General features: G+C 35.0%; 12 protein-coding genes. All 12 read right to left on the minus strand.

Features of this window, described 5'->3' with window-relative positions:
* Positions 1 to 22: 22 nt before the first annotated feature.
* The gene (locus ACLCDL_RS14400; RefSeq protein ID WP_423149070.1) at positions 23 to 919 is read right to left on the minus strand and encodes a glycosyltransferase family 2 protein; all 897 of its coding nucleotides are present in this window, start codon (positions 917 to 919) and stop codon (positions 23 to 25) included.
* Positions 909 to 1,274 carry a HepT-like ribonuclease domain-containing protein gene (locus ACLCDL_RS14405; RefSeq protein ID WP_423149071.1) on the minus strand — a complete coding sequence of 122 codons (366 nt, stop codon included), beginning with the start codon at positions 1,272 to 1,274 and terminating at the stop codon, positions 909 to 911. Before ACLCDL_RS14405 ends, ACLCDL_RS14400 begins: the two co-directional genes overlap by 11 nt.
* Entirely contained in the window at positions 1,261 to 1,524 is a 264-nt protein-coding gene (locus ACLCDL_RS14410) for a nucleotidyltransferase family protein (protein WP_423149072.1), read from the minus strand. The genes ACLCDL_RS14405 and ACLCDL_RS14410 overlap by 14 nt, the downstream gene beginning before the upstream one ends.
* Before the next feature lie 110 nt (positions 1,525 to 1,634).
* The gene (locus ACLCDL_RS14415) at positions 1,635 to 2,771 is read right to left on the minus strand and encodes an XrtY-associated glycosyltransferase XYAG1 (RefSeq protein WP_423149073.1); all 1,137 of its coding nucleotides are present in this window, start codon (positions 2,769 to 2,771) and stop codon (positions 1,635 to 1,637) included.
* Complete coding sequence (locus tag ACLCDL_RS14420; RefSeq protein ID WP_423149074.1) at positions 2,753 to 5,083, minus strand: glycosyltransferase family 4 protein; 2,331 nt, start codon at positions 5,081 to 5,083, stop codon at positions 2,753 to 2,755. The genes ACLCDL_RS14415 and ACLCDL_RS14420 overlap by 19 nt, the downstream gene beginning before the upstream one ends.
* Before the next feature lie 43 nt (positions 5,084 to 5,126).
* Positions 5,127 to 6,290 (minus strand): acyltransferase family protein, encoded by a 1,164-nt coding sequence (locus ACLCDL_RS14425; RefSeq protein WP_423149075.1) that lies wholly within the window; start codon positions 6,288 to 6,290, stop codon positions 5,127 to 5,129.
* Entirely contained in the window at positions 6,280 to 7,377 is a 1,098-nt protein-coding gene (locus ACLCDL_RS14430; protein ID WP_423149077.1) for a hypothetical protein, read from the minus strand. Before ACLCDL_RS14430 ends, ACLCDL_RS14425 begins: the two co-directional genes overlap by 11 nt.
* Positions 7,378 to 7,553: 176 nt before the next feature.
* Positions 7,554 to 8,702: a glycosyltransferase family 4 protein gene (locus ACLCDL_RS14435; RefSeq protein WP_423149079.1), complete on the minus strand. Its 1,149-nt coding sequence runs from the start codon at positions 8,700 to 8,702 to the stop codon at positions 7,554 to 7,556.
* Positions 8,703 to 8,707: 5 nt separating this feature from the next.
* Positions 8,708 to 9,625, minus strand: a complete 918-nt coding sequence (locus tag ACLCDL_RS14440; protein ID WP_423149080.1) for a glycosyltransferase family 2 protein — start codon at positions 9,623 to 9,625, stop codon at positions 8,708 to 8,710.
* Between the two features lie 9 nt (positions 9,626 to 9,634).
* Entirely contained in the window at positions 9,635 to 10,582 is a 948-nt protein-coding gene (locus ACLCDL_RS14445) for a glycosyltransferase family protein (RefSeq protein WP_423149081.1), read from the minus strand.
* Positions 10,579 to 11,823 (minus strand): glycosyltransferase, encoded by a 1,245-nt coding sequence (locus ACLCDL_RS14450; RefSeq protein ID WP_423149083.1) that lies wholly within the window; start codon positions 11,821 to 11,823, stop codon positions 10,579 to 10,581. Before ACLCDL_RS14450 ends, ACLCDL_RS14445 begins: the two co-directional genes overlap by 4 nt.
* An 11-nt stretch (positions 11,824 to 11,834) precedes the next feature.
* Positions 11,835 to 12,042: hypothetical protein (locus ACLCDL_RS14455; RefSeq protein ID WP_423149084.1), on the minus strand; the 208-nt coding region annotated here is incomplete at its 5' end.

Genomic DNA, 12,042 nt, shown 5'->3' on the forward strand with positions numbered 1-12,042 from the left:
GAAATAGGTTCAGAATACTATGCTATTCCTTTATATCCTCATCTTTCCTGTCAACCTGAGCGGAGTGGAAAGGTATCTTCGCTTTTTTTAATTCATAAATTTTAGCGTCTATTAAAAAGCGGAACCAGAAGCCCTGCAAAAAATGAAATATTAAACCCCTCATGCCGTCTAAAAAGCCGAGTTTTAAAAAATAACGGATAAAAAAATAGATGAAAGGACGGACAAACAGGGGGAAACGTTCATAAACTGATTTTATAAACCGTCTTTGTTCAATAGCATCACCTCCGATCTTTCCCTTAATCAATCCTTTTTTATTTTGCGAGTAACGATAAAACTGATCCTCAGCTTCCAAAGTTGACCAACGGTTATGCCTTGATGTAAAGCTGGAGAGGGAATCCGTCAGCACGTCGATCATGTCGCCTTCCAATTTTACAGTCTTGCCCTCAACCACAAAATGCTGGTCATATAGCTTTTCCTCGCAATGTCCATATCCTTTTTTGAATAAGGTAGCATGATAGGTAGGATAATGTCCTCCGTATTTCATCCATTTTCCCATGAAGATTGTACGACGGCTGATTAAAAATCCGTTAATATCCTCCGGAATCCCCTTCGTGAAAAGCGTAGCGATTTCATTTTTGAGTTCCTCGCTTAAACGATGGTCTGCATCCATCTGCAGCATCCATTCGGTTTGAATGGGAAGATTATTTATCGCCCAGTTGCGTTGCGCCCCGTAATTCTCGAAGGGATGCGTAAAAATAGCAGAGGTGTATTCCTGTGCAATCGTTAAAGTCCGATCGGTAGAACCGGAATCAACAATTAAAACAGGAACGTTTAACCCATTGAGACTTTGGAGGCAGTCCCGGATATTGGATTCTTCGTTGAAAGTTAGGATGATGATGGATAAATTCTCAACTTTCACGTGCACTGTCTTTGCTTTGGTATCGAACAATAATTTCTTTAATAAAGAATTTAAGGTCCGGCAGTTTGCTTTGTATAATATCTATCACAATATCATAATCAATTCCGAAATAATTATGAATTAACCGATCTCTCGTTCCTGCTATTTTTCTCCATTCAATAGTAGGATAAGTGTTTTTAAGTTCGGGACTTATTTTCTTTGATGCTTCGCCTATTATTTCCAGGCTTCTAATCACTGCTCGTGATAAAAGCGGATCGTTCTCGATTTCGGTGTAATGTTTAGCTGCATAGTTTTCGAGAATAAAATCTATTTCATCAAGAATGTGGTACAGTAACTCGAGGTCAGAGGGGAACATTTTCCGCTTGTTTTAAAATGTGAGGCGCAATACGCCGGCTCAGCGACTGAATTGTAATAAGTTCAACCCTTCTGTTAAGCATTTCTTCAAGGTAAAAAGACAATTCAATAAAGTTATCGTAGGTCTTTTTACCCTGTTCAAACTCCACTAATAAATCAACATCGCTGCTACTTTTTTGATTGCCCGCAGCAAAAGACCCGAAGAGGCTTAACTGCTTTACTCCAAAAGCTTTAATTCTATCTTTGTTCATAGATAGCTTTTTCAACAATGAAACTTTGTCTGTTATAGCCTCTCTCATGAAAACAAATTTACAAACTATAGCTTTATTATTTAACAAAGTAGCTACCTAATAGATACACATCAGGAATTATAGAGGTCTAAATAATTGTTAACCTGTTTTCCGGAATCAAAGTCATTCAGAATGGTATTCCGAATTCTTTCCGGGTTAAAATCAGCAATATCATTCATCATTTTCCTGATTTTCAACTGCAAATCCTCTTGACTGCCGTCAAACACCTCTCCCAGCTTATTGCTTTTGACAAAAGCTGACAGGCCGACATTTTTAGATATCAAAACGGGAGTACCTACGGATAGTGATTCTATTACCACATTTGCAAAGTTTTCGTTATAGGAAGGTAGGACAAACAAATCAAATTGAGAGTACAAATCAAACTTTTTACTCCCATAAACCGGATCCAACCAGGTGATACAATTACTTATTTTTAAATTTTTCACTTTTTCCTTTAGTAACTCCAGGTAATCTTTCTCTCCTTCACCTACTATGGTCAGACTGAAAGGAAACTCTAAACTTGCAATAGCCTGAAAAAGCATCTCCAGACCTTTCTTCTCATGTACCCTGGAGAGAAAAAGCAATTTAAGAACTACGTTAGAAGATGGTAGTTTATCAGGAATACAGGCAGGTAAATAAACTAAATTATAGATAACATTGGTCCGTATAGCCCTTTCTTTAAAAACTGTTCTTATTTCTTCTGCTTCCTGTTCTGATGTGGCGTGAAACCGGACTCGCTTCAATAATTGTTTCCCAAGGATAATATGAATGAGTTTCTTTAAAATGGAATTACTTTGTTGACGCGAATATTCACTTAACATTCCCCTTGGAGATAAAACCGGCTTCACTCCTCTCAGCACACACACGAATGCAGATAAAACAGAGACCAGGTTCCACCACGAATGGATATGGATAACCTCATACTGCTTCGCATTTCTGAATAAATGAATCAGCAGAGAAGGAGAGAAATGAGTATGATCTTTTGTAATCCGCTTAAAATAATAAACATTTACCCCATCTACGTCTGTCGCTTTAGCTACTGGCAACTCCTGTGTTCCGTTTGCAGTAGTGGTGTATACATCAACCAGATTACCCTCTTTTACAAGGGCTTCACACAAAGCCGCAACAGAATAAATAGGGCCGCCATAAATATAAGCAGGTTTGTAGGAGGCGGTAATGTGGAGTATCCTCAGTTTTTTAACTGGCATTTACTTGCACCTTTCAATATTTCATTCCAGGCAACGGAATAATTCCAAGTTCCTAGTACTTCATTAGTTGCATTTGCTACAACTTCGCCTTGCATGTCTAAGGATTCTGAAATAAAAGCAGCTAATTTCCCAACATCACCGTATGGATAAATGTATCCGTTTCTTCCCTGTCTAACCAGATCAAAAGCTGCACCTACCCTGTCTGAAGCAATCACTTTACATCCTGAAGCTAACGCCTCCTGCACAGAAACTCCCCAGGGCTCATTTTGTGCAGAATGAACGAATAAGTCACTTATTCCATAGTAGACAGCCAGTTCCGTATATGGAACATAACCTGTAAAGACAATCTTTAATTGCGGGAATTGACCTGCGAGTTGTTCCAGTCCTTCTCTTTCTTCACCATCACCCGCAAGTATAAGAGTAATGTCCTTCCTATCTAAAATACCAAAAGCCCTGATAATATCTTCCGGACTCTCCCTTTTGTTAAACTTAGCTACTGATAATATAACTTTTTCATCCCGGATACCTAGTCGCTCTTTAAGATCTGCAACTTTTACGGAATCCGCTGAGTTAGCGGCAAAGAAGTCATTATCTGTACAATAATAAAAATAATGTATCTTGTTTTCGTTAATCCTCATTTCTGCGAGATATTGAGACGATGCAGAGCCGGTAGCAAAAAAACCGTCAAAAGTTCTGTAAACAGTCTTCAGAAGTACTCTCCTGATTGTATTACTCAATTGATTATTATTGAACAGGACTGAATCCAGCCGAAGGGCAACAGGAATATTACGCGATTTGAAAAACTTGTTCAACCCATTATATAAACCTTTATACCCATTTAAAATTACAAGGTCAAATGTATGTTCGGTTAATTGTTGCTCCAACTTCTTAAACTTCTGCTGAACATCCAGAATAGTAAACTCATAACCTTCGTACAAGTTAAAGCCCCAATTAATTTTCTGTTTTAGTTCAGAATCGAAATGTTCGTTTTGTTCTTTCAGGTAAAAAACATATAAGTTGTTCACCTTATCAGTTTTTGACACGAATTGAAAAAAAGGCACTTCAAACTGTGTAGGATGTGTAACAATGAACGCGATTCGTCGGCCATTACCCGTTCTCTTTTCACTCAAAACCTCCTGCACCATATTTCCGACTTGCCCGTAATAGTTATCCCAGGTCATGGTAGCAGACTTGTTTATTACGTTCTTTTGCAGCTTTACCTTATCTTCGAATGAAAGCAGTCTAAATTGTCGAATTTTATTAAACAGATCCTCCGGGGTTAAGTTGTCCATAATAAAACCATCCTGATCCTTTTCTATTAATTCTCCGGCACCTACAAAAGGAGACAGGATATTAGGGATACCCAGTATCATGGTTTCAGGAACAACCATACCGAATGAATCAAACCTACTGGGAAGTACATGCAAATCGATTTGTTTGGCAATCAGGTAGCTGTTCAAATCTCCCTGCGATAAAGAACCGCTGAATATAATATGACTTGTATCAATAGAATTCTGACGGCAAAACTCCAGTACCCATTGTTTATTGATTTTTCCGATCAGATGTAATTCTTTATCAAACTTTATTTTAGAAAAAGCAAGCAACAGAATGTCTATTCCTTTTCGGAACTCCATGTTGGCAATGCAAGCCAGTCGTAAGCAATTGTCTTCCTGCTTTTGAGGATTTACGTTAACTATCTGAACATCTGCTCCGACCGGCAAGACGAAATCTTTTTTTGCAGATGTTCTGTTGCGATACGTTTGTGCTGCAAAAGACGAACAGAAAAGTGCAAAATCAATGTATTGCCTTTCCTTTTCTTTAATCCGGATACCTAATGCTGTTTCCTTTATTCCCAGCTCCATCGCTTTCTCGTGGCTTATCGAAGGAAAATCCATTATCACAGTAATGCCCCATCTCTTTGCGAAATAGCTGAGAGGCCAGCCGGCTGTTTCGAATAGCACCAGAGTAAGCCCCCTCCTGTTAAAATAAATATAAGGGAGCATGAACCAGTTAAATATCCGGTACCAGAAGTAGTACGGGTTGTTATTCTGCTTACCCAACAAGATCAATATCTTTTTATGAAGCAGCATGAAGGCTTCAAAAAAAGGGAAATTATATACGGCAACACCCTTATCAATATTCTTCACCCGCTTTTTGAATTGCTTTACCTTACCCAAACGATAGTGACCCGGAAGTGTTAGCCAGGTAAACAGGGAAACCCTCGAATATCTTTCCGATTTAGTTAATCCATTAGCAAGTCGAAAAGCATGCTGGGTGCCGGGATGTATAATGATAGCTTTTCTTCGGAACATATTTTTGTCCCATGTTTTATTATTATCCAGAGTTTGCTCTTAATTATTTATGCTTTAAAGTTGTTAAATTCCCTGAGAACATCCTGATTTGCCTCAGATATCTCAATATTTTCTTCCTAATCAAATGGGTTTTCAACTCAGTATATTGTGCTAAAAAGAAGCTGGTAAACATTAATAATATGGTCAGAATAAAAAAACAAGAAAAAGTTCTCACCGATGGTATTTCTTTGATTCCAAATCCTATATACTCAAATAAAAGAGCAAGAATAAATAACATAAAAGGAAAATGAATTAAATACAAAGTATACGAAAACGAGGATAACAGATAATGGATGCCATACTGCTGTTCTTTTTTATCCACAATAGAGGCCAGTGTTAATGCAATTAACCCGCCTAGTGTGAAATCCTTATAAAATTGAGTGAAAAAATTTGGAAGGACTCCATACTTAAGAATCAAAACATAAAGGACTAGACAAACGCAAAAAGTATAAAATAACCTTAACGATTGAACTCTATAATTTAAGACAACAATCATCACCCCTAACATCCATATTGAAAAATATTTCAGAATAACTAAAGGCAAAAATGATATTAAGGCAATCATTAAAAAGGAAAGAAGTACTGCAGAAAAAAATCTCTTATCATTAATTCTGGATAAAAATGCACCGGTAATACCTGCAATAACATAATACCAAAATTCATAGGATAAACTCCAAAGAGGCCCATTACTTCCGAAGGGAGGCTTAACAATGTTTTGCAACATAAAAAAAGAACTTGCAAAATGTTCAAAACTTAATCGTTGCACGATGTTATATCCCAAAGAAGAGATATAAGTATTCTGTTCATATATTTTAGAAGCACTTATGTATGCTCCAAAAGCATCAAATACGAAAGTTAATAAAAGAGCCACAGGTAATACCACATATAATCGGCTAAATCTTTTAAGGGCATAATCAGTTAACTGAAATGATGATGCCTGTATTTTCCTCACAATTCCTCCTCCTACTAAATAGCCGCTTATTACAAAAAAAACTATAACAGCTTCATGTCCCAGGCTAGTTATAAAATAAAAGAATTTCAGAAAATAGGATTGCGAATTCAATTGCTGATAATCTTCAAATAAAACAGAACGTATATGGCTTATAAGAACCAGCATTGCTGAGAACCAACGTAAGAAATTAATCAAAAGGCTTCGGTTAGTTAACAAGTGGTAATTTTATTACTCTTGATTGATAAATTGCTTTATCTAAATATATTAATCCTAATAGCAGAAATATGGCATTATATGCATTAGAACTTAAAGGCACATAAATAAAAATGAATATGAGCATAATTGCAGAAAATATTTTGTTTAAAGACAAGTAGTTAACTGCAAAATATATTAAGATCAGTTTGAAAAACAATAATATATATCCTCCTTCAATAATAGTCCTTCTTATTTCATCTTCAGTTCCATATTTCAATGCAATTCTCGAGGTTCCAAAAATACTATTGACTCCCTGGTAACCAATTCCCAAACCGTTTCCCCAAAACCAGTTTGGGAAATTATTAGAAAAGATTATAGTAACAGGCCCCCATATTCTTCCATCGCTCTCTGTGCCACTAGTCTCCACTCTTGTAGAAAAATTAGTGTACGCTTCTACTATAAAATCGCTAAATTTCAAGGGATCACCTAAACCAATATTTAATAGAACCAACAGAAGAGTACTGATTAAAATTGGAGGAACGATTCTTTTTATTTGATTATATGAAACTTGAAACACGAGAAAGGATGTATAAAGAATTATATAAAGAAAAACTGCAGCCCTTGATCCACTTATGAAAGAAAGTACCAACCCAAGTACACTTAAAATTATAAATGGAACATAGGGCCTTTTCATTGAATATAATAATGCAAAAGTAAATAACTGAAAAAACAGCATAAATCCTGTAAACCCAGACAAATAACTAAATGAGCCAGTAACACGAATTGCATTTCCGACTGCAGCAACATTCGTAGTAGCAGTAGATGCTTCTTCTGTTGCATACCTATTCAGGTAACTCCCTGCTGGAAGTTTATACTGGATAATTGCAAGAATACTTTCAGCAATAATTAGAATAAAAACAAATTTGAAAAAGATCTTATGGTTGAAGGCCTCGCGATTCGAGATGTAAATAAATAACACAAGCCAGAAAGCCAGGTGAATAATAATACCTGCAAGTCCATGGTATATTGTAGGAGAGAGTGGATTCGCGGTTGATATGCAGAGATAAAAAAAATAGATACCAAACAAACCCGTAAACTCTTTATTCAAAAAACGATTTTTCTCAAGTGGCCGTATTAATAAAAACGCGTAAATAACAACCACCTGACCTATTGTGATTATTTGATTAATAATACTATTGTCAATAATCCACTTCCTTAAAGCACCGCTAAGAAGACTAAAAAGGAAGACAAAGAGGATAATATATTGGTTTTGTTTCTGCTTGTCTAGCATGATACTGCAGAACTGATGACTTCTAAATAGGATTTTGCAATTGCATTCCAGCTTATTTCAGTTTTGAACAAGCTTTCTATTGATTTTTTCCGCTCTTTCTTTTGCTGGTCGCTTAAACAATAAAAGTTTAAAATAGCATCAACAAGGGAATCGACGGTAGTGGTTTTAAGAAGTATAATCCCTTCACAATTTTGTATTCCAGGATTAGTTAATTCCCCTTCATTTCCTATTACAGGCAAATGTGCTTCTAACGCAGCTGCCAAACTACCACTCCGAAAACTGGTACCTGTCCAATTATTATAGCTAAAGTTTTCAAGCATTAAATACAAATCACATTCTTTTAACAACTGATGTACCGAGATTGCACTTATTTTACCTGTTACTTTTACTATATGATCTATATTTAACTTCTTCGCCTCGGCATTTATCCATCTTTTATCATCTTCAGGCAAGGCTCCAATTAGCAAAACTTGTAAGGAGGGTATATCATTTAATAACTTGGAGGATGCATTCAAAATAGTTCTCCAGCAGCGAATACTCTGGCCGAATGAAGTTATTACAAATTTCGATTTAGAAGCTTCTGATTTTATTATTCTATTTTTTTCATCCGAACTTAAATTACTTCCAACAGGAATCACTCTGATTTTATTGTAACTGTCTTTGTCACTAATAAGCTTTTTATAGTGAAAATTACTGGTAATAATATACTTTGATCTATTATACAGTACTCTAGCACAAAGTAATTGACCCAAACCAATAATAAAATTTTTTCTCCATGGAATTAGCTTTATCCTTACTTCATGAAAAACGGTTATTAAATTTAAGCCCAGATCACTTATTAAAGAAACGAGTTTAAAAGGCACACCTAACTTATGGTATGAATAAGGAACATACTGCACGAGAACAACCGAAATTGATTTTTCTTTAATAAAGTTTTTCAATAGTTTAAATTCATTCTTATTCCAGTGCTGAAAATAGAAGAATTTACCCTCGAGCTCCGTACACTCTTTACTTTTACTTGTTGCAATATAAAATTCAAACGTGTTATTGCATGTTCTTAGTGCTTTTTGCAATTGAAATGAATAATCTCCTACTCCATCAACGGTGGGGGGATAATTTTTTGTAATAATTAAAATCTGCACTTATCCTACTTAATTATAAGGTTTAAAAACCTAAAAAAATCTAATATTCCCCGTAAAGAAAATCGCCTTAGAAAAGGATAGTTTTTATGATAAAACAAATATTTATATAGCGGGAGATCTCTAAATCGGTAGGCGGTCCCGATCCATTTATTTAATTGATTTAAATACTTTTGTGAAATAATATCCGGATAAGTTTCATCCAGCCTGTACTCCTGAATAATTTTCCAAAAATATAAAGCAGAGTTGGTGTTTGTTGAAACAGCACTATGGCCCATTCTATAAAAAGAGACGAATTCATTAATAAAATAGAATCCGCACTCTTCTTCTAATGCCAATCTTAACACAAAATCAAAATCACAGGCATTGCCAACTATTTCGGAACTTCTATAGCCAATTCTTTTTGCAAGATATCCGGGAAATATAAAACCATTACTGGGACAGCTCTGATTTATTGCTGTTATAGTACTATCTTCCTGTAAACCGGCATACTCTTCACTCCTACAATAATCCTTATTCGCAGCGTTACTTGATGCTAAGTCTATCTTTCCGTTTTCATCAATAAGTATTTGTTTTCCAAAAACAACTATATTAGGTGGCAATTCTTTCGCTTTTTCAAGTAAATTTAACAATCCTGAATTATTAAAACCATCATCATCATGCATTAACACGCAGTATTTCCCCTTTACCCGTTGCAATAGAAAGTCAACATTTTTGTTTTGCTTTAAAGGAGTTTTATGATGGAAGTAATGAACTACAAAATTAGCTGGATATTCTATTTCATTTACCACTTTTGCATTATCAAGCTGAGAGTCATCACCTATTAAAATTTCACAAGGCACTTCTGTTACAGAAAAACAGGATTTAATTACCTCTATTAAGTAGTCAGGGCGGTTATAAGTTGGAACACAAATGGAAAGAATCACGATGACGTTTTAAAAAACTCTTTGCAAGAGAAGAGTTAGATTTTTATTAAGGTTTTTGCTTCTGAAGGTCCACCTATTAGGATAAATATTGATAGGACAAAAAGAATAATGTAAATATGATTTATCACTGCTTGAAACTCTTATCCCTTTTCTAATGAACTCTTTTAAGAAATTCTTCCTCCAAGTTTTAATTCCTGTGTTGTGCATCATTAGGTATTCGCCAGGGATAAATCCCATTCCTTCCCTTCCTATCAAACTAACCTCTGTCTTATTAGCACATAGGACAGCATTAAGAATATCCTGGTCGCCCCCTATATCCTCTAATCTTATACTTTTTTTAAACCGTCCTTGTGTTGGCCCAAATTTCTTTAGGTTATGACTATGGCTTATTAAATGAAGAATAAATTTTTTCCATTCTTTTATTAAAGATTCATGATTTTTGTTAGCTCCAACAAATCCACTATTAATATAGTAATCATACCTGTAATTAATGTTTTCAGGGTTAACAGGGAAAAGTTTAAGCCATTTCTGTTTATGAGGATGCGAAAACGGCATTATACTATAGCAGTCATCTAAACACAAACATACTCCATACTCTATCCATTCTTCAAAAAACTGCCAGTCTCCAATTACTGTTATATCCGGATCAAAATAATAGATATTAGCATCAGGATACTCTTCTAATAATTCCTCAAAAAGAAAGGGTTTATAATAACGTAGGTGATGGTTAAAATCAATTCTTCTAAACTCTAGTTGTATCTCTGAAAAACGCTTTATTGAGTAATAATTGTCCTCATTCTTCTCCAATTGATTTATCCAAAATGGGAGAGCGTTACGATATCCTACAACAATTCTTCCGACAAATGCGTTATCAATGAGAGAGTTAATCCAAACACCTACTCCATATTCATAATCGCCTTCAAAAAGAGTAAATGCTATAGATCTGTTCTTATTCATATTGAATGCAATCGATTAATTACTAATGTTCTTTCGTATACTTTTAAAAGCGAGCCTGTGATTAATCGGTTTTCATATTTGCCTTTAACAAACTTACGCCCGTTTTCACCCATGGAGGTCCTCAAATCCTGATCTTTCACAAGCAACTCTAATTTTTCTGCAATTGCTACAAAATCCTTTGGTTCTACAACAAATCCTGTACGTTCGTCAAGTACGCCTTCCGGCACTCCACCTGTGCGGGAGACAATTACGGGCAACTTCATTGCCTGAGCTTCCTGGATTACCAAGCCTTGCGTTTCCTGTCTTCCTTCTTCTGTAATTATCCCGGTTAACAAGAATAGGTCTGAAATATTTAGTTGATTGATAACAGAATCTTGTGACATTGAACCTAAAAAAGTGACATAATTGCCTAATTGAAGTTTCTTTACTAACTCTTGTAACGATCCTTTTAACGGCCCATCCCCTATTATACTATATAAAACATGGGTTGTTCCTTTTTTCACTAACTCATTAATTGCTAGAATAGAATACTCAATACCTTTAACTTCAATTAGTCGGGCAACAGTAGTAACTACTATTTGTCCTTCAGCCTTTTTATTTGTTAGGGGTTTAAAACATGAAGTATATAAACCAACACTTACAGTTTCGATCTTATCTTCATTACACCCTAATTGTATTAATCTACTTTTTGTATAATTAGTATTGGCAATTATACAAGAAGCTCTTACAAAAAGATTATCATAAAAGTGTGGAGTCCTGAATGGTCGATGATCAATATCATAACCGTGAAAAGAACAAACAAGAGGAACATGAGCTCCTATTACCCCTAATTTTTTAAGATTCAGGCAACGGTTACCAATTGGACCAAAATGAGCATGAATGACATCAATATCTTTAAAATATCTTCTGTTTAAAATTACCGGAAGATATTCCTTCTTAAATACTAGATCTTTTAAAAAAAGGAGCCTCAAAAATAGTTTCGGCTGATTAAATAATACTTTTACAGCGATAAATAGATATGCAAAAGACCTCTTTATAATATTCCCAGAAGGGCGTTCATCATAAACACAATTGTCCTTCAGGTTATATTTGAAGTAATTGTGGTGAATAGTTGTTGGCTTAGGATTATAAACTGAAAAAATTTTCACTTCAATGCCGGCATCAATTAATCCTGTTATGTGATTTAAAATAAACGTTTCGGAGATATTAGGAAATCTTTCTACAATAACACCAACCTTCATTTTCTAATTGATTAACTCCTTCTGTAGCCGAGAAAAATTAACGTTTTATTCAAAAGGTGATGAGACCTAGATGATTCATAATTGTGAAGTTTTTTAAATATTTCAAAATCAGCTTTTAAATGAACTAGTTCATTTTCAAAAACCCTTTGTTTTTCTTTCTGAGAAATTTCTATATTAGAAGAAATCCCGCCTATCTCAAAAACAGAACTAATTACTTCT

Origin of the sequence: Rubrilithobacter danxiaensis, from assembly GCF_047272945.1 — a bacterium.
Lineage (GTDB): Bacteria > Bacteroidota > Bacteroidia > Sphingobacteriales > Sphingobacteriaceae > Rubrolithibacter > Rubrolithibacter danxiaensis.